The organism is Undibacterium sp. Tian12W (assembly GCF_049339405.1).
Lineage (GTDB): Bacteria > Pseudomonadota > Gammaproteobacteria > Burkholderiales > Burkholderiaceae_D > Undibacterium.
In genome coordinates this window covers 217,855-237,688 of sequence record NZ_JBMPPK010000010.1, presented here as the reverse complement: position 1 = coordinate 237,688, position 19,834 = coordinate 217,855, and the positions used below count along the sequence as shown (strand labels likewise).

Annotated in this window: 22 protein-coding genes; 12 read left to right on the top strand and 10 right to left on the bottom strand. The window is 51.2% G+C overall.

Annotated elements, in window-relative coordinates; translation table 11 throughout:
• Positions 1–96: 96 nt before the first annotated feature.
• Complete coding sequence (aroQ, locus tag ACO0LI_RS14790) at positions 97–534, bottom strand: type II 3-dehydroquinate dehydratase (RefSeq protein WP_422950911.1); 438 nt, start codon at positions 532–534, stop codon at positions 97–99.
• Between the two features lie 78 nt (positions 535–612).
• A complete protein-coding gene (locus tag ACO0LI_RS14785) occupies positions 613–1,149 on the bottom strand; it encodes a redoxin family protein (RefSeq protein WP_423033257.1) in 537 nt (178 codons plus the stop codon).
• A 254-nt stretch (positions 1,150–1,403) separates the two neighbouring features.
• On the opposite strand from ACO0LI_RS14785, the gene ACO0LI_RS14780 reads away from it, so the two are divergent.
• Positions 1,404–1,646, top strand: a complete 243-nt coding sequence (locus tag ACO0LI_RS14780; RefSeq protein ID WP_422950909.1) for an antitoxin — start codon at positions 1,404–1,406, stop codon at positions 1,644–1,646.
• Between the two features lie 5 nt (positions 1,647–1,651).
• Positions 1,652–2,062, top strand: a complete 411-nt coding sequence (locus tag ACO0LI_RS14775) for a type II toxin-antitoxin system VapC family toxin (RefSeq protein ID WP_423033297.1) — start codon at positions 1,652–1,654, stop codon at positions 2,060–2,062.
• Between the two features lie 111 nt (positions 2,063–2,173).
• Here the strand turns inward: ACO0LI_RS14775 and ACO0LI_RS14770 are convergent, their stop codons facing one another.
• Positions 2,174–4,681, bottom strand: coding sequence for a VIT and vWA domain-containing protein (locus ACO0LI_RS14770; RefSeq protein ID WP_423033255.1), 2,508 nt, complete (start codon positions 4,679–4,681; stop codon positions 2,174–2,176).
• A gap of 54 nt (positions 4,682–4,735) precedes the next feature.
• Positions 4,736–5,164: a MerR family transcriptional regulator gene (locus ACO0LI_RS14765; protein WP_423033253.1), complete on the bottom strand. Its 429-nt coding sequence runs from the start codon at positions 5,162–5,164 to the stop codon at positions 4,736–4,738.
• 105 nt (positions 5,165–5,269) lie between these two features.
• On the opposite strand from ACO0LI_RS14765, the gene ACO0LI_RS14760 reads away from it, so the two are divergent.
• From ACO0LI_RS14760 to ACO0LI_RS14750, 3 genes are all read left to right on the top strand, one after another.
• Positions 5,270–5,815 carry a hypothetical protein gene (locus tag ACO0LI_RS14760; RefSeq protein WP_423033251.1) on the top strand — a complete coding sequence of 182 codons (546 nt, stop codon included), beginning with the start codon at positions 5,270–5,272 and terminating at the stop codon, positions 5,813–5,815.
• A 93-nt stretch (positions 5,816–5,908) separates the two neighbouring features.
• The gene (locus ACO0LI_RS14755; protein ID WP_423033249.1) at positions 5,909–6,241 is read left to right on the top strand and encodes a type II toxin-antitoxin system RelE/ParE family toxin; all 333 of its coding nucleotides are present in this window, start codon (positions 5,909–5,911) and stop codon (positions 6,239–6,241) included.
• Positions 6,231–6,551 (top strand): DNA-binding protein, encoded by a 321-nt coding sequence (locus tag ACO0LI_RS14750; RefSeq protein ID WP_422950904.1) that lies wholly within the window; start codon positions 6,231–6,233, stop codon positions 6,549–6,551. The genes ACO0LI_RS14755 and ACO0LI_RS14750 overlap by 11 nt, the downstream gene beginning before the upstream one ends.
• Before the next feature lie 93 nt (positions 6,552–6,644).
• Here ACO0LI_RS14750 and ACO0LI_RS14745 read toward each other — a convergent pair whose 3' ends face one another.
• The 4 genes from ACO0LI_RS14745 to ACO0LI_RS14730 form a co-directional block, all read right to left on the bottom strand.
• Entirely contained in the window at positions 6,645–8,201 is a 1,557-nt protein-coding gene (locus ACO0LI_RS14745; protein ID WP_423033247.1) for a DHA2 family efflux MFS transporter permease subunit, read from the bottom strand.
• Positions 8,201–9,475, bottom strand: a complete 1,275-nt coding sequence (locus tag ACO0LI_RS14740) for an HlyD family efflux transporter periplasmic adaptor subunit (RefSeq protein WP_423033245.1) — start codon at positions 9,473–9,475, stop codon at positions 8,201–8,203. Before ACO0LI_RS14740 ends, ACO0LI_RS14745 begins: the two co-directional genes overlap by 1 nt.
• Positions 9,472–10,989, bottom strand: coding sequence for an efflux transporter outer membrane subunit (locus ACO0LI_RS14735; RefSeq protein ID WP_423033243.1), 1,518 nt, complete (start codon positions 10,987–10,989; stop codon positions 9,472–9,474). Before ACO0LI_RS14735 ends, ACO0LI_RS14740 begins: the two co-directional genes overlap by 4 nt.
• 105 nt (positions 10,990–11,094) lie before the next feature.
• Positions 11,095–11,580 carry a MarR family winged helix-turn-helix transcriptional regulator gene (locus ACO0LI_RS14730; RefSeq protein ID WP_422950900.1) on the bottom strand — a complete coding sequence of 162 codons (486 nt, stop codon included), beginning with the start codon at positions 11,578–11,580 and terminating at the stop codon, positions 11,095–11,097.
• Between the two features lie 433 nt (positions 11,581–12,013).
• On the opposite strand from ACO0LI_RS14730, the gene ACO0LI_RS14725 reads away from it, so the two are divergent.
• Positions 12,014–13,588 (top strand): sensor domain-containing diguanylate cyclase, encoded by a 1,575-nt coding sequence (locus ACO0LI_RS14725; protein ID WP_423033241.1) that lies wholly within the window; start codon positions 12,014–12,016, stop codon positions 13,586–13,588.
• A gap of 38 nt (positions 13,589–13,626) precedes the next feature.
• On the opposite strand, the gene ACO0LI_RS14720 is transcribed toward ACO0LI_RS14725, so the two are convergent.
• Complete coding sequence (locus ACO0LI_RS14720) at positions 13,627–14,040, bottom strand: hypothetical protein (protein WP_423033239.1); 414 nt, start codon at positions 14,038–14,040, stop codon at positions 13,627–13,629.
• 134 nt (positions 14,041–14,174) lie between these two features.
• Complete coding sequence (locus ACO0LI_RS14715; RefSeq protein WP_423033237.1) at positions 14,175–16,157, bottom strand: phosphatase PAP2 family protein; 1,983 nt, start codon at positions 16,155–16,157, stop codon at positions 14,175–14,177.
• A 193-nt stretch (positions 16,158–16,350) separates the two neighbouring features.
• Between ACO0LI_RS14715 and ACO0LI_RS14710 the strand changes: the two genes are divergently transcribed.
• The 6 genes from ACO0LI_RS14710 to ACO0LI_RS14685 all read left to right on the top strand — a co-directional run bounded on the left by ACO0LI_RS14710 (position 16,351) and on the right by ACO0LI_RS14685 (position 19,818).
• Positions 16,351–17,424, top strand: coding sequence for an endo-1,4-beta-xylanase (locus ACO0LI_RS14710; RefSeq protein WP_423033235.1), 1,074 nt, complete (start codon positions 16,351–16,353; stop codon positions 17,422–17,424).
• A gap of 160 nt (positions 17,425–17,584) precedes the next feature.
• A complete protein-coding gene (locus ACO0LI_RS14705) occupies positions 17,585–18,382 on the top strand; it encodes a DUF4019 domain-containing protein (RefSeq protein WP_423033233.1) in 798 nt (265 codons plus the stop codon).
• A gap of 9 nt (positions 18,383–18,391) precedes the next feature.
• The gene (locus ACO0LI_RS14700) at positions 18,392–18,715 is read left to right on the top strand and encodes a hypothetical protein (RefSeq protein WP_423033231.1); all 324 of its coding nucleotides are present in this window, start codon (positions 18,392–18,394) and stop codon (positions 18,713–18,715) included.
• 56 nt (positions 18,716–18,771) lie between these two features.
• Positions 18,772–18,924: a hypothetical protein gene (locus tag ACO0LI_RS14695; protein WP_423033229.1), complete on the top strand. Its 153-nt coding sequence runs from the start codon at positions 18,772–18,774 to the stop codon at positions 18,922–18,924.
• Positions 18,921–19,289, top strand: coding sequence for a hypothetical protein (locus tag ACO0LI_RS14690; protein WP_422950893.1), 369 nt, complete (start codon positions 18,921–18,923; stop codon positions 19,287–19,289). Before ACO0LI_RS14695 ends, ACO0LI_RS14690 begins: the two co-directional genes overlap by 4 nt.
• Positions 19,290–19,308: 19 nt before the next feature.
• Complete coding sequence (locus tag ACO0LI_RS14685; protein WP_423033227.1) at positions 19,309–19,818, top strand: hypothetical protein; 510 nt, start codon at positions 19,309–19,311, stop codon at positions 19,816–19,818.
• The last annotated feature ends 16 nt before the right edge of the window (positions 19,819–19,834 follow it).

Here is a 19,834-nt window from a genome sequence, read left to right as displayed (position 1 = left end):
ACTGAGCACAAAAACAGCTCTACAATTGCCGCCGAAGTTTGGATTATATACGAAATAAGCTGGCTTTATCAGCAAATTACGCGAAGATGCGAGAATTTAAATATTTTTCAGGGAAAAGTCAATCGCCAGACGGTAACCTTCAGTACCGAGGCCGCAGATGACGCCTTTGGCAATTGCAGACAAATATGAATGATGTCTGAAGGCTTCTCTTTGATGTACATTCGATATATGTACTTCAATAAACGGGATCGCCACGCCTGCGAGTGCATCCCTCAGGGCAACACTGGTATGCGTCAGGCCGCCCGGGTTGATGATAATAGCATCGACTTGCTCATTGCGGGCAGCATGGATGCGGTCAATTAATGCGCCTTCATGATTACTTTGAAAAAATGACAACTCTGCGCCAGCTGTTTTTGCCTGCTCCTGCGCTGCAGCCTCTATCTCGGCCAGGGTATTAGCGCCATAGGTAGCGGGCTCGCGGGTGCCGAGCAAGTTCAGATTGGGGCCATTCAGCAGCAATAGTTTGCGCGCCATAGTCACTTACAATTTGACGAAGATGGCCGCATTTTGCCGCTAATCGACGCAGATTGGCAAGGAAAAACGACGCGTCTTTTATTTTTCCAAAGAATATTTGGCAATATCGGTATGCAATTCATCCATTTTCAGGCGACCAAGATAAGATTTTACGACCTTGCCTTCTGCATTAATCAATACGGTAAAGGGCAAGCCGCCACCGGTATTACCTAATTGGCGCGATAACTCAGAACCTTCCATGCCCGTAGAAAACAAGGGATAACTGATTTTATATTTTTTTGCAAAATCAGCAATATTTGTCGGACTATCTATACCCAGGCCCAAAATCTGTATGGATTTGCCTTTGAATCCATCTTGCATGGCAGACAACTCAGGCATCTCTTGCACGCAAGGCGCACACCAGGTCGCCCAGAAATTCACGACCAGGAACTTACCCTGCCATTCCGCCATCAATTGCGGTTTGCCTTCGCTATCCTTGAACTGCTGCGCCATCAATTGCGCGACCGACTTGTCGGCAGGTGGCTTGGGCGTGGTTTGGCGGTTGCCCGCGTATATACCCAAACCCGCAAACAGCAAACCCAGCGCTACTGCCAGGCCAATAAACTTCTTATTCATAAATACCCACTCACATAAATCCAAAATCACGGCTCAAGGCAGGGATATTAGCCTAGCTGGGAGATTTATGCTGCATCAGTAAGCGAATCAGTAAGCAAGTCAATGAGCGAAGCCGGGCGGATGACGGCTCGCCACCGGGCATCGGTCCCGGCACTATCCGTAGAAAAATCACGATACATATCATTGATATATATCATCATCGAATATGAAAAATTGGTATATACTTTTGATACATACCATGACAGGAGAAGCAAATGTCATCTACAGCAAAGTTGTTTACTACCGGCCGCAGTCAGGCAGTAAGACTGCCTTTGGAATTCCGCTTCCAGGGAACGGAAGTGTTCATACGCCGCAATCCTGACACGGGTGAAGTCATACTCTCACCCAAGCCTGTGACATGGACAGATTTTTTCGCCCTGGCCGACAGCGTTGATATTCCGGCAGATTTCATGTCTGAGCGTGACGACAAGCCTGCAGAAGAAAGGGATTTGCTTTGAGCAATATGCGCTACATGCTTGATACCAACATGGCAAGCTATATCATCAAAGGCAATTTCCCCGAAGTCCGTCAGCGCCTTGCCTCCCTCCCCATGGACAGTATCGTGATCTCGGTTGTTACCGAGGCAGAACTACGTTATGGGCTGGCACGCAAAGGTAATCCGGCAGCCTTAAGCAATCTGGTCAATGAGTTTCTTTTGCGCGTAGAAATACTAGCCTGGGATAGTTCGGTCGCCATCACCTATGCCGACTTGCGGGCATCTTGCACCGCATCCGGCATAGTCCTTGGCGCGCTCGACATGATGATTGCAGCCCATGCCATTGCAGTGAAAGCCCGTCTGATAAGCCATGATAAAGCCTTTTCCCTGATACCTAATAATGCACTTGGTATTGAGGACTGGATCAGCCAGACCTGAGTGATTATTCGTTCCTGATGCTTGCAACACATTCACATCAGTTAAAGTACTGACTCAAGAAAGAGGCGAGGCATTAAACTATTCCTCGCCCCTGTCCGATACTGGCACTAATTACCCTTCCATATCCATCAAAAAGATAGACTCCGACCAAGTCACGGCATCCAGCTCACGCACGGCATTACGTAACTGGGTTTCCAGCCTGGCGCTGGCAGCAGGATCTGCTGACACACTGAGCAATTGCGCAGTATCAGCGCTTGTTCTTTCACTAGCCTGCAACCCTGCTCTCTGCTCTTGCGATGGCAGCAGGCGCTCCAGCATTTCTGGCTCAGCCATGATGCTGAAAAAGAGTTTGATGACTTGCAGTGGGCTGAGCTGGTCTTTGCAGTCTTCCCAGATTGCCAATTCCAGCCATTCAATGACAGCTTCACCCAGTTGTATCTGTCTGAGCCCGGCAAAACTGTCTGGCCACAATTGCTCGTCGAAGTATCTGAGCAAGAGTGTCAGGCCCAGCGGTGTCAGCCCCTGATAATGCATGTCACGGCAGATTATCCTGTCCGCCCCAACAGCGTTGGCGTATTCAAAAAACGCTTGCATTGCCTCTGCATCAAGTACCGACCATTTTGCAGCAGGCGATGGCAGATTACTGGCGTCCATGGAACGTTCACCCGGTTCATCAGCCATATCCAGAGCGGCAAGTTTGGACAATTTCCAGGCCGCCAGCCTGCTGCGCAGATCCGGCGCGGCAGGCACAGGTGCCGCCTGCGAGGACAAGGAATAGGCCGCACCACCGGCGGCAGCGGGCGCAGCCATGACCGGCGCGGAGCAAACACCGCCCGCGATAGCCCCCAGCCCACCCCAACCTGCCGCCAACATATGCGCTACCTCCATCAGGGCAGGCATATCCAGTGGCTTCTCATCTTCTGCTCTTTCCTCGACGATCAGGAAGCTGGTTTCTGTGCAGATCAATTGATATTGCACCGCCAGTTCCTGCACGACCGATAGCTGCTCAGTCATGCCTTGCATACCGGACAAATAAGTCGCCGCAGCCACGCGTGACAAACTGGTATCAGCCTGCAAGTCCGCTGTCAATGCAAGGCTGCCCAATTCGACTTCTTCAACCTGCCCTGACAAGCGACCAAACAGCTTCATCTGACCCTGAGGTTTTTCTGGCAAGAGGTAAAACATGTTCAGGGTTTCGCCTTTGAAGACACTTGCAGGCATAGCCGTGGACCACAGTGGTTGGCTGGCAAAGCCGGTGTCGATGCGAATATCCTGCCAGACTGGCGAGCGCAATTTCATGAACATGCGCAGGATGGCGGGTGCCACATCTTCGCCCGGCGCCACATATTCACAAGAACCACCACTGGCCCTGGCCAGACGTTCCAGATGCACTTCTGCCGGGCTGGAACCTATGCCAACAATAAACACCCTTTGCCCGGCAGCGCGGGCGCTGCTGATGAGGCTATCGACGCTGTCGATTTCTCCATCAGTAATCATCAGCACATCGCTGCGCCCGCTGCTCTGTATGGCAAAGGTAGATTCCAGCGCCAATGCCATCTCGGTACCACCAAGATTGGCATGAAGCTCATCTACCCAACGCAATGCTGCTGCCTTGCTGGGTTTGGCAAACTTCCACATCGCTGGTGAACGGTGCTGCACTTCACTGCCAAAGCGTGACAGGGAAACATGATCCCCGGCACTGAGTTGTTCGACTATCTCTCTCAGGGCCGTGCGTGCAGCCTGTATGCTGTCGCCATTCATGGAACCTGAGCAATCAACCAGCAGCTTGACGGCCACATCAGTCATGTCAGCAGCCGCAATTTGCGGGCAAAAACTGGCCAGCAAAGCGACATGTTCAGGCTGATGATAGTCCCGTCCAAGAACACTGAAAGCCTGCTGACTGAACTGATCCAGGCACAGCACAAAATCACGGTCGAGATTACCCTTGCGTGACAGGCTGACGATCGTGCCGCCATCGCCAGGCATGACGCTGATGGGATGGCTGGGCGAGGCAATACGCGCACCCGCCACTTCAGCCGCCAGGCGCAAGCTGATCTCAAACGGATACTCGATGCGTATGTCATGCCTGGGAGTCGTCAAGCGCTCAAACAGGTTTTGCTTTTTGGCCGCGACCGCCTCCGTCATTTCATAGCGTGGCGCAATCACTGTTGGTACACAAATGCGCAAGGCATTCATGCCATCCATCTCGGCAAAGCGCAGGCTTTGTGCGTAATGCATGCTCAGCGTGCACGCTTCACCCGGCGCCAGATTGCCTATGCTGAGGCTATAACTGCGGTCACCATTTTCTTGCAGCATGAAAGCTGTATTGCCTTCAGAGATGGCTTCTTCATAATCGATTTCAGCCTTTTTCCTGGGTACGACAGCGCCAGATAATTTCCTGCCATCCAGCTGGACTTCTATATCCAGCAAAACTGCATCCACAGGCAAAGGAAAGGTATATAAGACCTCAACATGTTCTTTGTCCGATGGATTGATAAAGCTTTGTGTAAGCTGCATGTCCAGCAGCATGCCTTGTATGACACCCATCGCACTGACCTTGGTCAAGGCCATTGCCTGCCCCAGGCTGGATTGTATTGTGGCTGTATTTTGGTTAAACATATTCATCCTCTCTCTGCTAGCCATTCGCATTAATGCATACTGTTATGCGTGCTGTCATGCGTCCTGGCTGTTTTTCATACGCTCTGCCAATTCGATAGCCTGCCTGACGAATTCCCTGAGCTGCTCCGGGGTCCAGCCTGCTTTGCCGGCATCGATCACCATCTCCACCCCCTGCGCTACCGTCAAATGTGTACAGACAGAAATTGACCCGATTTGCTGCGGTTTTACTTCCAGCGGGGCAGGTGCGCCATGCAACAATTCACGTATGCGCTCCAGTGATACTCCCGCAGAACCCCACTTCTTGATCAGCAACAATTGTTCGAGATGCTGCGCTCCATAACGCGCCGCCCGCGTCCCGCCTTCAGGCTTGCTGACCAGACCTATCTGCATGTAGTAACGCACAGTGCGTACTGACATCTCTGCCATCAAACAGAGTTCAGGGAGCAGATAGCTGCTGTCTTTTTTATCAGAAGAAGTATTCATACAGTACTTTATAACAGTTAAACTGTCATTATTCAAGTTTACTTTTTTGGAAAATGTTTGGCTCCCGATCAATCCAGGGATTGAATCAGTATAAAATCAACAACCATGAAAAAAACAATCAAGCAAAACACAGGGCTCAACTTGCCACTTAAATCTCCAGGAGCAGAACAGTTTAAAAAGAGGGCTATACCTATCTCCTTGTTACTCGGCATATTTTCTGCTGCTATCTGTTATATTTTTTTGCTGTTGCAACTGACTGCCATGTCAGGCACCAACAACATCAGCAGGCAACTGGTGGTGATTGCCAATTCCCCTCAAGTTTCAGCAACTTTGAATTTGTCACCCAATTGCAGTGTGTGGACTTTGCAAGCATTAAGACTTGAATGTGGTGAAGTTCAAGTGGCAGAAGAATATGTCAACAAGGGACAACTCCCTCAATTGATAGCTGCACTGACAAATCCTTGTGTAAGCATGCAGGGCCTGCCAGAAGCAGACCGGGACAAAGCACGCCGCCACTTTCAGTGCGATGAAAATCCCATCCCCTACAAGGCAACGGTCAGCATCGTCAAAATCACTACCACGCACCCTGAGCCAAGAACAAACATCAACAAGAAAGAAAAAGTTGGCGAAATTGTGATCAACAAGTTTTAGCCACATCAAGGCAATCAAACCCAAGGCGAAGCTGCATGAATTTATGCAAATCGTTCAACTTGACATAAATTCGTTTATAAACGAAACTTGATTATGTACGATATCAAACACTATTTAAGCTCGGACAATAAAGACGTTTACTTTGACTGGGTTCGCAAGCTGCGTGATGTTAAAGCAAGAATTGCCATAGATCGTCGCATTAACCGGATTGAGCTTGGCAACTTTGGTGATCACAAATTTTGTCGGGATGGTATTTGGGAGTTACGCATAGACGTTGGTGCAGGATATCGAGTTTATTATGCAATTTCGGGCAAGGAAATTGTTTTGCTCTTATGTGGCGGCGACAAAGATACGCAAGACAAGGATATAGCCAAAGCCTGCGATTATTGGCAAGATTGGCAGAGGAGAATAGGTGATGAAGGATAAAAACCATGACGAGGCAATGGCCGAACTATTTCAAAATGACCCGGCATATGCGGTGCAATTGCTCAATAGCATACTTGAGGATGGCGATCAGGGTGAACTGCTTATCACCTTAAGGCAAATGACCAAGGCTTTTGGTGGCGTACCAGCAGTGGCTGAAACAGCACATTTGAGTACAACCCAGCTTTATCGTACGTTATCGCCGGATGGAAACCCTGTATTAAGCAGCTTGTCTGCCATACTTAAGGCAATGGGATTAAGGCTTGCGGTAGAAACGATAGATTCCAGCCACGCAATACCTGAATTGCCCTGATATACCTTCCTCGCTGAGCTGTGACAGGCATCATAAAGAAAAAGGCTTGCAGGTTTATACCTGCAAGCCTTTTTTGTCATCTCAGCACCAAGTCTAATGCGCCCCACCCGCATCCACAGGTACCGCCGATTTTTTTGGTTTGGTCAACCACACCAGACCGATGAGACCGATGAACATATAGGCCGACATCCAGAAAATATCCGTCGCAGCCATGGTGCTGGCCTGTACGCTGATGGTGCGGTCGATGATGGCGTAGGCACCTTGTTCTGGTATGCCTTGCTGCATCAGGCCTTGCACGGTTTGCACAAAGGTCGGGAAGCTGCTGCCGGTGTTCTCGGCGATCTGGGCATGGTGCAGGGTACTGCGGCTATCCCAGATGGTGGTCATGATGGAGGCGCCCATGCCACCGCACATGATACGCACGAAGTTCGACAGGCCCGATGCTGCCGGGATCTTATCCGGTGGCTGGCCTGACAGGATGATCGACGTCAATGGGATGAAGAACATCGACATCGCTGCACCCTGTATCAAGGTAGGGATCAGCAGGGTATAAGTATCCACCTCGGTATTGAAACGCGAGCGCAGGAAGAACACTACCGCAAACCCCATAAAGGCAGCAGACGCAACCTTTCTGGCATCCACTTTGGGCAATATCTTGCCTATGATGGGTGACAGAATAATCGCAAAGATGCCGACTGGTGCCATGACCTTGCCCGCCTCAGTCGCGGTGTAAGCCAACTGCGTCTGCAACCATAACGGCATGATGACCAGGCTACCAAAGAACAGGCCATAACCTATCGAAATCGCCACCACCCCGGCACTGAAATTACGACCCTTGAACAGCGACAGATCAACCACGGGATGGTCTTGCCCCAGCTCCCACACGACAAAATAAATCAGGCCTATCACAGCAATCACCGTCAACAGGACAATCTCGCCAGAATTGAACCAGTCCAGCTCCTTACCCTTGTCGAGCATGATTTGCAAGGCACCGACCCAGATCACCAGCAAGAACAAACCGACCTTGTCGATAGGCAGACTCTTGATGGCAGATTCGCGTTTGCGGTAGATGGACCAGGTGGCCCAGGCAGTAAACAAACCTACCGGGATGTTGATATAAAAAATCCAGGGCCAGGAATAATTATCCGATATCCAGCCACCCAGCAAAGGACCCATGATAGGCGCGACGAGAGTGGTCATCCCCCATAGCGCCAGCGCCATCGAGCTTTTAGCGGGCGGATAACTGCCCAGCAACAAGGCCTGTGACAACGGGATCATCGGGCCAGCAACTGCACCCTGCAAAATACGCGCAGCAATCAAAATCTCGATATTCGGTGCCATACCACACAGCCACGATGAAATGACGAACAGCAGGATGGATGACAGGAACAACCTGACCTGACCAAAGTGCGTCGTCAGCCAACCCGTCAGCGGCACGGAAATCGCATTTGCCACCGCAAACGAGGTGATGACCCAGGTACCTTGCTGTGGCGAGACGCCGAGATTACCCGAGATCGCCGGTATCGATACGTTGGCAATCGATGAATCCAGCACATTCATGAACACCGCCAGCGACAGGGCCAGCGTGCCCATTGCCAACTGCCCACCTTTCAGTGGTGGATGCGGTGCCTGAGGACGTGGCGCGCTCATTACGCACCCTTGCCTGTAGATTTAACTGCAGCGCTGTGATTTTCTTTATGGTCGTCTTTGTGATCGTCTTTGTGATCCTTAGTACCCGGCAAATTCGCCGCGATAATCTCGGCAATGCGCTGGTCAGCATCTTTACCGTTTTGTTCAAACACCGCAGTCTGGTAAGCAGGTGCCGTGCGGGCAGCCGCAGTTACCGGTGCGCCTTGCTGTTGCGAGATATTGACCTGTACCTGCATGGAGACACCTATGCGCAGCGGATGCGCTTCCAGTTCTTTAGGATCGAGGCTGATACGTACCGGCACACGCTGTACCACTTTGATCCAGTTACCGCTGGCATTTTGTGCTGGCAGCAAGGCAAAGGCAGAACCCGTACCTGCCGACATGCCAAGCACTTTGCCGTGGTAAGTGACGTCACTGCCAAACAGATCAGAATGCAATTCCACATCCTGGCCTATACGCATATGGGCGAGCTGCACTTCCTTGAAATTGGCATCAACCCACAAGGTATTCAAAGGCACGATGGACAGCAAAGGTGAACCTGGCGCAATGCGCTGACCCACTTGCACGGCACGTTTGGCGACAAATCCATTCATCGGTGCCGGCAGGCTGGTGCGGCTCAGTGCCAGCAAAGTTTCACGCACACGGGCAGCGGCACGCAAGACATTCGGGTGCTGGGTGACAGTGGTGTTTTCTGTCAGCGTGCGGTTGGATGTCAGTTGTTCATTGGCCGCTTGCAGGGCAGCTTCTGCACTCTTGACGGCATTGCGGGCATGTTCCAGTTCTTCAGCAGAGACTGCGCCTGTGCTCAGCAACTGGGTACGGCGCGCCAGGTCAGACTTGGCTCTTTCGACTTCGCTGCTGCGCAGGCTGACATTGGCTTGCAGACTGCCGTTATTGGCAAACAACACGCGTACTTCGCGCACAGTCTGTGCCAACTGGGCCTCAGCCTGATCAACAGCTACCTTGGCATCCGTTTTGTCGAGTTCTACCAGGGGCTTGCCAGCTTGCACCACATCAGTATCATCGGCATGAATGGCAACTACAGTACCGGCAACTTGCGATGTCACTTGCACGACATTGCCAGCAGCATAGGCATCTTCAGTATGTTCAAAATTGCGGCCTACTGTATACCACCAGAATGTATAGGCAGTAATTGCCACCAAGACGATGAGGGTAATGATGATCAGCAGTACACGGCGCTTGCCATTTTTTTCTGGTGCGATTTCAGCTTGAGGAGCTACGTTGACAGGTTTGTTTTGATCTGGGGCGTTCATAACGCAGCCTCCGGTGTGTTTTTAACTTGGGATTGAATGATGGTTTGATTGGTGCTGGCAGCAGGCAGGTTCTTGCTTTCATAGCCGCCACCCAGCGCCTTGATCAGGTTGATGCGCGCTTCGGTATGACGCACGGCCAGTTCCAGTGAGAGCTTTTGCTGTGACAGCACGGCACTTTCAGCAGCCAGCACAGGCAGTTTGTTGGCAGTGCCTGCTTTTTGTCTTTGCTGTGCCAGTTGCAGGCCAACGCGGGATGCTTGCTCGGCAGCTTGCTGCTCAACCAATTGCGACTGGCTGGCTTGCAGTATCTGCACCTGGTCTGCCACTTCATGCAGGGCATCCGTCAGGCTCTGGTTGTAGGTCGCCACGGCCACATCATAGGCCGCGACCTTGCCTTTTAATTGCGCACGCAGGCGGCCACCTTCAAATATCGGCAAGCGTATGGCCGGGCCTGCACCTATGATGCCGCTGCCACTATTGGCCAGGTTGGACAGACCCAGGCTGGACAAACCCACGAAGCCAACGATATTGATGTTGGGATAAAACTGGGTCTTGGCGACATCGACATCACTTTGCCCTGCTTCTACACGCCAGCGGGCAGAGACGATATCTGGACGGCGGCCCAGCAATTCCAGCGGCAAATTACCCGGCAATGCCGTATCTGCCACAGGCTGGAATTTTGGTGTGGCGATCAGCCTGCCTTCTTCTGGCCCCAGGCCTTGCAAGGCGGCGATCTGGTTACGCGTCAGCGCCATTGCCTCTTGCCATTGGGCGAGTTCATTTTTAAGGCCAGACAATTGCACCAGGTTTTGCTGCACCTCTACTTTGGTATCGAGACCGGCTTTGACACGTTGTTGCGTCAGGCTGTCAAACTGCTCACGCACTGCCAGTTGCTGCTTGCTAAGTTCCAGTTGTGCGTTTTGACGTGCCAGTTGCAACCAGGCACGGGCGATGGCATTGCTGAGCATCAGGCGCACGCTTTGCGCTTCGGCTTCCGCCACTTTTTCCTGTGACAATGCGCCACGCATTTCAGCACTGTGCTTGCCCCAGAAATCGAGTTCATAAGTAGCATTGAAACTGATCTGGTTATTTGTATTGTAAGTACCAGCCAGTGGTGGCGGCACCAGGCCATGCTCGGTAAAGCGCTGGTAAGTACTATCGACACTCAGATTTGCCGATGGCAATGCATTGGCACCCACGGCGGCAGTGGCGGCCTGTGCCGCCTGTAAACGTGCGGCGGCAGCCTGCAGACTGGGGTGATTTTCCAGAGCGCGGTCTATCAGAGACTGCAATTCTGCACCGCCTATACCTGTCGCCCATTGCAAATCAGGCCAGGCAGCATTACCGCCCTGGTCAGGGAAGGCCCCTGCTTGCGCCGTCAGTGTCTTAAGTTGCGCCTGGCTTTGTATACCTTGAAAACTGACGCAAGCCGACAGCAAGCACAATGCAGATGCACTGAGCAGCAAACGCAGGCTGGCTGCGGCTTTGGCTGGTTTGAAAAGTGATTTTTTCATATGGACGTTCACTAAAAAACGATGACTACAATTAAAAGTCTTTAAATCTACAATGAAGCTATAAAGTGGAGCTAAGATTGGAGCTAAGATTGCTTGCCTGAGCAATCAATTATTCTTTTCCATCCAGGCTTCAAGAATCGGCCTGTTCAACAGCAATTTACGCAAGAGATACTTGAGGAAATTGATTTCTTCAGGAGCAAATCCGGTAAAGCCCACATCCAGCACTTCGGAATAAACAGCTGGCAATTGCGCCGCCAGTTCCTTGCCGCTGACTGTTAGCGCCAACTTGAACAGGCGCTTGTCATTCTCATCGACGATGCGCTGCACGTAGCCTTTGCTTTCAAGTTTGTCCAGCGTGCGTTTCATAGCGGCAGAATCAATAAACAACTCGCGCGCCAGGTCAGCCGCGGTATGGCAGCTCCCCATGGACAACATCATGAATACACTGCCTTGAGCATGGGTAATATCCAGGCGGCGCAGGGATTCATCAATGGCACGTGACAACATGGTGCGGGAACGGGCAAGCAAGTAACCCACGCTTTCTTCAACCTGATGAGCAAAAAACTCTGAATTTTGTATTTCGGGATTCATGGCAGCAACAATATTCATTGACTAGTCAACAGTTTATACCAGTTTAAAAATTTTTGCAGGGCAGCATGAAAATTGATTGCAGCAGCAGATAAATATGCTGCTGTCATAGGAGAAAATGGCCGAAATTGACTCAAAAATAGAGATAAGAATGGAGTAATTCTTTTGCTGCGTTACAAAAAATAACAATCGCGGCACAAGTAATAGCATGCTGATAGCATGCAATGCAGGAATAGGCTTGCTGGCAAAAACAAAGGGGGTCACGGCACAGAATTGAAGAAGATCATATCTGATTGCTAATGCGCTCTATAATCAAGTTCTATAATCAAGCTCTATAATAATTACCTATTTCTCACTGATTTTGCCGATTAAGATAATGTGAGGCTCTTGTCACTTATTGCAGGTAGCCTTAAACAATGATGGAAGGTGCCCCTTCATGACCACCATGACAGCCATAAATACCGAGCGCCCCACCCAGGCCCCAGCCCCCAAAAAATTGCCCATCACTACCCTGGCAATAGGTTTCGTCGTTCTGGTCTGCATGTCTTTGATACTGATACAGGTCTGGGTCACCTGGAAGGCCCGTGAAGTGCAGTTGGCAGAAACCGAGAGGGCAACCTACAATCTCGCCCGGTCCATAGGCCAGCATGCCTACGACACCATAAAAGGGGCAGACACTGTTCTGGTTGGCCTGGTTGAGCGGCTGGAAGTCGAAGGATTGTCGGAATCCCATCTGCAGCGTTTTCATGCCCTGGTCGTCAAACGGGTAGAAGAATTGCCGCAGTTACACGGTATTTTTGTATATGACCAGGCAGGCAACTGGGTCGTCAACTCCCAGCCTGATTTAAAAAAAGGCGCCAACAATTCAGACCGCGAATACTTTATCTATCACCGCGACCACACCGATCGCGGTGTCCATATAGGCCCGCCGATCAAAAGCAAATCGACTGGTGAATGGATTATCACGGTGTCCCGCCGCTTTAACAAAAGTGATGGCAGTTTTGGCGGTGTCGTGCTGGCCACGGTAAAGATGAGTTATTTCAAGAAATTTTATGAGCAATTTGAAATAGGTGATTCTGGCGCGATTTTTGTTGCACTCAACCAAGGCATCATTTTATTACGGCGTCCGTTTGAAGAAAAAACCTTGGGCAAAGATATCTCGCAGTTCCCCTTGTTCCGTGAGTATCTTCCCCAGGCCAGGGCTGCGACCAAGACATTTACTTCTGCTCAGGACGGTGTCGTACGCATCAATAGTTACCGTCAACTCGACGAATACCCACTGGTGGTTTCTGCCGCCCTGTCACGCGATGAAGTCTTGGCGGACTGGAAATCTAACGCCATTATTCACGCCATAGGCGTAGGCTGCCTGGTCATCGTGCTGGCATTTATAGGCTCGCGCCTGATACGGCAAATAGCATTGCGTGTACAGGCAGAGGCCGAGCTGGTCAGGGCACGCAACTCTCTCGAACAATTAAATCAGACGCTGGAAAAACTCGCCATGCAAGATGGCCTGACCGGCCTTGCCAACCGGCGTCAGTTTGATATCGCCCTCAAAGATGAATTCAGCCGTGCCATGCGCAACGCCAGCTCCCTGGCTTTGATCATGATCGATGTCGATTGCTTCAAACAATATAACGACATCTACGGCCATGCCGCCGGTGACGAATGCCTGCGCGCGATCAGTAAAGTAGTGGCCGCCGGCAAACACAGACCAGGGGACTTGAGCGCACGGTATGGCGGTGAAGAAATGGTCGTTTTATTGCCAGGCACCGATGTAGCCGGTGCCATGAAGGTCGCTGAAAGCATCAGACAGGCAATTTACCAGCTGGAACTGAAGCACTCAGGCAATGCCACCGGCGTAGTCACCATCAGCGCTGGCATAGATGCCTTTGTCCCCGTCAGGGAAAACAATCAACCATTGGAATTGATACAAGCCGCCGACAAGGCACTGTATTACGCCAAGTCTCAGGGGCGCAATTGCATACGCGTCAGCAACGGGCATCCAGCCTGAGCTTGCCTTGCGGCCTGAGCCTATGCGGCTTCAAGGCTTCAAGACTTCACCTTCCTGCGCCAGATCGTGTAATAGATCAGCCAGACCGGCATGATGAGAGCGTTGGAAATCAGGAAGGCAAGGCCTGGATTCTTCACGTCACCATTGATGCTCAAGCCTATCGCGATTAATTCTGCATACACAAGCGGCCCGACTACAAACAGGGCAAACCAGGTTTTCTTGACCCAGCTTTTTTGGCTGCTGCTGATACTGGCGATCGCACGGGCTTCGTCTATCGATGCCTGGAAGGGATCATTAGGGCGATAGACGTATTGCGCTTCTTCCAGGGGTTCGGGTGTTTCTGGCTTGTCTGCTGTGACTGGCGCAGCAGCAGGGTCGGCGGAGATAGAGCTGCCCTTGGGCAGCTCCAGGTAAAAATCGCCTGCTTTAAAGCGTTGTGGTGTTTCGCTCATGGTGCAATATGGTACAAATCTGTACTGAAAGAGAATGCCCACATCTTACACGCGTGCGCAGCAAAATTAAATCCTTGCCATACATTGCTACACAAACCAAAAAAAAGCCAAAAACCAAACTACTCACTAGCACATCAGGCAGTCAGCTTCAGTTGCAAACTGGTTGCAGTATAAGTCGGCGTTGCGGTATATCCATCCACCGTGATGCTGGTGAACTTGCCTTTCAGACTGCCTGCATTGATAACGGTAAGGGTATCGCCAACGCTGGGTTTGTAGCCATTCTGGAAACGTATGCGCAAGCTGCCGCCAGCGATGGTGACTGTGCTGCCAACCTGCATCTGGCTTTGCGCGCTGCGCAGGTTGATCTCCAGTGCACCGCTGGCCAACTGTGTGTATTTGCCGGTAATGCTGAGATTGCCTGCGGTATTGACAACCACGCTGGCGCCGCTATACACATCGCCATTACCAAAGGCCGTGGCTGAATTGGCTTCGATTGTACCTGCATCAATTTGCGTGCCACCGGTCCAGCTATTATTACCTGCCAGCTTCAACGTGCCGCTACCGAGTTTGCTGAGTTTGCCGCTGCCATTGATGTCATTGCGCCAGATATCCATGATATTGAAACCACCCTTGGTGGCATCCATGTTGACAATGACATTGCCAACAAAACTGCCATAACCATCTGCGGCGGCAAACAGGTTGAGCCTGCCCCAGCCTTCGGCATCATCCATAACAGGATAACCAGATGCCATGGCAGTGGTTTTCAAGACCACGCGCCTTTGCGCATCGCTCAAATAAGGCAAACGGGTTTCCAGCAAGACTTCTGCCCCCTTGGGCACGACAGGGGCAACATTAGTGGCAGCAATCGGCGCAAAGCCATAGGTCATGCGGCGCAGGTAGTTGACCTTGTTGCTGGCATAGTCAGCAAAACGGTCTGTCGTTGCAGTGGCAGAATGGGCATAGGCATTGAAGCTGTCTGCCGTGGTATTGGTTTGCGTGATCAGCGTAGCGTGAGCCTGTGCATAAGCTGCAGTTTTCTTGGCTGCATTGGCAGCATCATACAAGTTGGCAGCAGCTACAGCCTGTGCCTGTATGCGGCCACTCATGACGTCCAGTGGTGAATGCATGCCTGCCATGATGCGGTTTTCACCGAGTTCCAGGCCACGGCTCAATAATTCCTGGAAACGCTCTGGCACCATATAAGCCATGGCAATGACGTCGCGGGTCGCTTCTGCCGAGTGACCGCTGGTGAAACCACCATCGGTTGCCGGTGTCGTGCTCTTGGCTGGTACCAGTGAAGGAGCAACGATGACCTGGCTGCTCCAGCGGTAAGGACGGGCATATTTATAAAAGCGTTTGGCCGGTTCCGTAGAACCGTTATTGCCTATCAGCGACAACAGATCGACGGCATTGCCAAAACTGGTATTTGCAGTGCCACCCACACCTGTATTATTGCCGCTGTCATTGTATAAAACCGTGCCCGCATCAGCAGGTATGGCAGTGATGCTGGTAGTCTGCTGGGCTGCACTGCGCCATGCAGCTGTCAATGGGCCCAGGCCATCGGTCACGCTATAGCCTTTGCCGCGACGGTCATCGAGGTAGGCGGCCAGCTCCTGCTCAGGCGTGCGTTTGCCAGTCAGGCTCGCAACGTAATTGATGTTGGCATCATGCACTGCACGGTTCAGGATAGTGCCATCTGGCGTGCCGTCATTTGGCACACCTGTCCATTTGGAAGTGACTACTGCCGGGAAATTATCTACCGCAGGTGCGGTCACACCAGCATCCACGATCAGTGTCAACGGCTGCCAGATCGCGAGAAAGCCGGACAATACGCGCACACCCGCATTGGTTTCCAGCGTCGCATATCTGGCGTCCCCTCGCTGGTTGCTGGCGACATTATCGACAAAGGCTGGCACACCGGCAGGCACCGGTGCGCTATCGACCGTGCCAGGATCAGCAGGCGGTGCAGGAATCACCAGCGGGCCTTCGACGACGACAGTATCGGTTGCCACGGTGTTCGAGCCACCACCACAAGCCATAAGAGTAAGCGCAGCGCTGATCATCAAAGCCAGGGGCAGGCGTTTCAAGCAGTGTTTCAAGCAATAAGCAGAGGTCATGATGCAGGTCTGATCTGAAGTGGAAAAGTCCGGCGATCATAAGGTATGCACATGACTGTTGTATGACAACCGATCACAAAACACATGAAATCTGCCAAACTTCATCAGAAAAACATGATTATTTAGCCGCTTCACTGGCATTTACATGGCAATGTTGTAGGATGACCAGCTTACAAACAAAGTGCCCTAAACCATGCATTACCGCTTTGCCCTCACACTGCTCGCTTTGATATTCAGTTTCGTCCCCCCTGAAAGCCAGGCGCAATCTGTAGTGCCTGTGCCCGCATTGAAAGACAATGCAAGGTTCCCCATCGGGGTCGCATTGAATATAGGGAATGCGCCTGGTGATATGGCTGACATCAAGGAAAATGCTGCACTCATCAATGCGCAGTTCAACAGCATCGTCGCAGAAAACGGCATGAAAATGCGCTTCCTGCACCCTGCCATAGATACCTATGATTTTGCGGCGGCAGATGCACTGGCAGACTACGCACGCACACATGGCATGATATTGCATGGCCATACCCTGATCTGGCACCATGATTACCAGCTACCGGTGTGGATGAAAAACTATCAGGGTGACTGGCAGGCGATGCTGCGTGAACATGTACAGCAAATTTGCAGGCACTTTGCAGGCAAGGTCAAAAGCTGGGATGTCGTCAATGAAGCGATAGATAACAAGCATCCCAAACAATACCGTGCCACCCTCTTTTTTGAAAAGCTGGGCCCCGCCTACATAGAACAGGCCTTCATCGCCGCCCATGAAGCCGACCCTGCCGCAGTGCTGTACTACAACGACTTTAACATGGAGAGCAAGGCCGACAAATTGCAGTTCATGCTGGATATGATTGATGACTTCCAGCGCCGTCACATCCCCCTGCATGGCATAGGTTTTCAGATGCATGTCAGTGTCGATAGCCCGGATATCGCGCAAATCAAAACTGCGCTGCAGGCGGTGGCTGCACGTGGCCTGCAGGTACGCATTTCAGAACTCGATGTCAGCCTGAACCAACAACAAAAGGCAGTCAGCCTGGACCCGGCACGGGCACAACTGCAAAAAGCCAGGTACCGCGACATCGTCAGCGCTTATCTGCAAAGCGTGCCGCCTGCCCAGCGCGGTGGCATCACCTTCTGGGGTTTGCTGGACAAGGATTCATGGTTGCTGGACAACAAACCCTACCCGGACTGGCCACTGCTATTCGACGACAAAGGGCAGGCAAAACCAGCGTACTTTGGCGTACTGGAGGGTTTGCAGGAGTCACAATAAATGCTGCCCGATGCCATTTGCTTCTCATATATTTTTCGCTCCAGAGTCACGTGCTTCAGATGCGGTACAAACCTCAGGTAATTTTTTGAAACAGTTTCGTGATTGTTAAATCAGGTCGCATCCCGTATCTTTGCTGGATCTTCTCTTATCACTGATTGCCATGACACCATCCCGCCTTGCCATTGCTGTAAGCACCTGTCTTTTCATCAGCGTCAGCCCGGCGTGGGCTGCTGACCTCGCCTATAAAAAACTCTCAGGCACAAGCTTTGAACTGGTGCTCAGCAGTGACAGCAGCCTGACCGTAGATCAGGCACAAACCATGATGGCCGAACCTGCGGCCAAACTATGCAATGGCAAAATACCAGAATTTGGCAAATACAAATTCAACCGCGATGAACCCCTGGCGGGTCAGGCTGCAGAGGGCAAAACCAGCTTCAGCATGGTACAGATATTGAATTGCGTGGCCGACATCCCGGAACGCCCCAAGCTGGCCAGTAGCAAACTCAGTGAAGATGACATCGCCAGGTTCAAGATAGAAGGCAAAAAACTCAGCAATGCCTATATGTCAGCCATTGACAATGGCTACTATGAAGTTGCCTATAATATGCTGAGCAAGGGTTTGAAGAACACCAGCACGCTGGAAGAATGGCAAACCCGCACCTCAGCCTACCAGACGCAAATTGGCAAGCAAGTCAGCCGCGACCTCTGGCGCATCACCGTCTATGACAACCCTGCCAATGCGCAGCAGGCAGGCACCTATATCGCCGTCGATTATGAAACCAGGCAAAGCATCGCCCCCGTCACCTGCGGCTACCTGATGTGGTTCCAGCCCGCCGGAACCAAAAATAATTTTACCCTCATGCGTGAAGAATATGGGCACATCCCTGAAGACATCCTGAAAGCGACTGCGGCCGGTGATGTGGTCAAGTTGCGCAAGCAGATGGGGTGCAAAATTTAGCATGAAATCATGATAAGAACCGAGCATCTGGAAAACCTGATTCTTCAAGAACTGCATTGTTATTACCACGCGAATGTAGTTGTTTGGAGCAAAGAGGGATTTTCTTCACTCGCAGAACAAACAGCTATCAGGTTGCATGATGGTGCCCCAAAAGAAATGGATGCTCTGATCTCTTTACTTGACGAAGTAAGATCAAATCGTCAGCATGTATTTCTGGATTTTCTGATTGAAGAAACCTGGATAGAATGGCGGGAAGATTCATCTTGGCACTGCCTTCAGATACACTTGAAAAAAATGACTCAACATCTGAAGCGACTCATCAATGCTTCATAAATAGCAATCGTTACTTTGCTTTTGAGAAGCGTCGAAAACAAAGCACAATACAAAAAATGAAATTCAACCTCCGCCGCCGCGACCTGTATGCCGTCAGTATCGTTTCATTTGCGGACGTAATCATCTCTGCCTGCCTGGGCAGATTGCTGCCCGCGCTTGCATTTGCAGTCTTGGCGCTAGTATTCTTTTTCTGGGCCAGAAAAGCGTGAGCATATCGTTGGCACTGGCATGGCTAATACTGATTGGTATCTGCGGCGCAGCCGTATATATACAATTCTTTGTTAAAAACTGGAACTCTGTTGCCCGCTGGTTTGGTGTTGCGACTTTGTGGATGTTTTTATCAAGAGGTTTTTTCGAGATCATTTATTGCGGTGACCTGTTATACAATGCTTGCGCGCTCACGCTCATCTGGACTTCGCTTTTTTTCATTGCGCCTGTTGCCTATATAAAAATCTGCGGTGACAAGGTTCGCTTAAAGAATATGCAGCTAGTCCTGTATCTGACAGGTGCCACCGGCATATTGCTGCCTGTGCTATTCATACAACTGACAAAAATCAGCACATCGGTTTGCTGATCTCTTCTTCAATTCTGTTATGACGCAGCTTTATCATTATGTAGGCCCCGTAGAAATTGCCACCGCAGTTGCAGCCATCCCCATAGGTTTTGCGATTCGCCAGTTGCAGGATGTCATGCGCTGGATAAAAGAGACTGAACAGCATATCAACCGTGACGGCAGCATAATTGCGACCTTCACCATTGACCAGCATGGCACCCTGCATCTCGCAGACCGGCACAGCGAGCATGTCGCTTGTGCTGGTGGCAAACCGGTATTATCTGCTGGTGAAATTACTTTTGTCATTGATGGCAACAAGCTCGAAGTGAGTGCGATCACCAATCAATCCACAGGCTATTGCCCGCAAACTTCGTCATGGCCCAATGTGGCAAACGCCTTGCAACTTGCGGGCATGGCTGCGCCTGGACATTTCAGCAGCGGCTATGAATTTCGCCGTTGCAGGCTATGCCAGGCCATCAACATCATCAAGGACGATGTGCTTGAATGTGCGCTGTGTGAAGCTGCATTGCCTGAGGAATGGAATTTTTGACATAGTGAGGCAATAT

Bases quoted from the DNA above. Each gene is read 5' to 3' on its own strand.
- aroQ (WP_422950911.1), bottom strand. From the start codon at position 534: ATGGCGCGCAAACTATTGCTGCTGAATGGCCCCAATCTGAACTTGCTC.
- ACO0LI_RS14785 (WP_423033257.1), bottom strand. From the start codon at position 1,149: ATGAATAAGAAGTTTATTGGCCTGGCAGTAGCGCTGGGTTTGCTGTTT.
- ACO0LI_RS14780 (WP_422950909.1), top strand. From the start codon at position 1,404: ATGTCATCTACAGCAAAGTTGTTTACTACCGGCCGCAGTCAGGCAGTA.
- ACO0LI_RS14775 (WP_423033297.1), top strand. From the start codon at position 1,652: ATGCGCTACATGCTTGATACCAACATGGCAAGCTATATCATCAAAGGC.
- ACO0LI_RS14770 (WP_423033255.1), bottom strand. From the start codon at position 4,681: ATGTTTAACCAAAATACAGCCACAATACAATCCAGCCTGGGGCAGGCA.
- ACO0LI_RS14765 (WP_423033253.1), bottom strand. From the start codon at position 5,164: ATGAATACTTCTTCTGATAAAAAAGACAGCAGCTATCTGCTCCCTGAA.
- ACO0LI_RS14760 (WP_423033251.1), top strand. From the start codon at position 5,270: ATGAAAAAAACAATCAAGCAAAACACAGGGCTCAACTTGCCACTTAAA.
- ACO0LI_RS14755 (WP_423033249.1), top strand. From the start codon at position 5,909: ATGTACGATATCAAACACTATTTAAGCTCGGACAATAAAGACGTTTAC.
- ACO0LI_RS14750 (WP_422950904.1), top strand. From the start codon at position 6,231: ATGAAGGATAAAAACCATGACGAGGCAATGGCCGAACTATTTCAAAAT.
- ACO0LI_RS14745 (WP_423033247.1), bottom strand. From the start codon at position 8,201: ATGAGCGCGCCACGTCCTCAGGCACCGCATCCACCACTGAAAGGTGGG.
- ACO0LI_RS14740 (WP_423033245.1), bottom strand. From the start codon at position 9,475: ATGAACGCCCCAGATCAAAACAAACCTGTCAACGTAGCTCCTCAAGCT.
- ACO0LI_RS14735 (WP_423033243.1), bottom strand. From the start codon at position 10,989: ATGAAAAAATCACTTTTCAAACCAGCCAAAGCCGCAGCCAGCCTGCGT.
- ACO0LI_RS14730 (WP_422950900.1), bottom strand. From the start codon at position 11,580: ATGAATCCCGAAATACAAAATTCAGAGTTTTTTGCTCATCAGGTTGAA.
- ACO0LI_RS14725 (WP_423033241.1), top strand. From the start codon at position 12,014: ATGACCACCATGACAGCCATAAATACCGAGCGCCCCACCCAGGCCCCA.
- ACO0LI_RS14720 (WP_423033239.1), bottom strand. From the start codon at position 14,040: ATGAGCGAAACACCACAACGCTTTAAAGCAGGCGATTTTTACCTGGAG.
- ACO0LI_RS14715 (WP_423033237.1), bottom strand. From the start codon at position 16,157: ATGACCTCTGCTTATTGCTTGAAACACTGCTTGAAACGCCTGCCCCTG.
- ACO0LI_RS14710 (WP_423033235.1), top strand. From the start codon at position 16,351: ATGCATTACCGCTTTGCCCTCACACTGCTCGCTTTGATATTCAGTTTC.
- ACO0LI_RS14705 (WP_423033233.1), top strand. From the start codon at position 17,585: ATGACACCATCCCGCCTTGCCATTGCTGTAAGCACCTGTCTTTTCATC.
- ACO0LI_RS14700 (WP_423033231.1), top strand. From the start codon at position 18,392: ATGATAAGAACCGAGCATCTGGAAAACCTGATTCTTCAAGAACTGCAT.
- ACO0LI_RS14695 (WP_423033229.1), top strand. From the start codon at position 18,772: ATGAAATTCAACCTCCGCCGCCGCGACCTGTATGCCGTCAGTATCGTT.
- ACO0LI_RS14685 (WP_423033227.1), top strand. From the start codon at position 19,309: ATGACGCAGCTTTATCATTATGTAGGCCCCGTAGAAATTGCCACCGCA.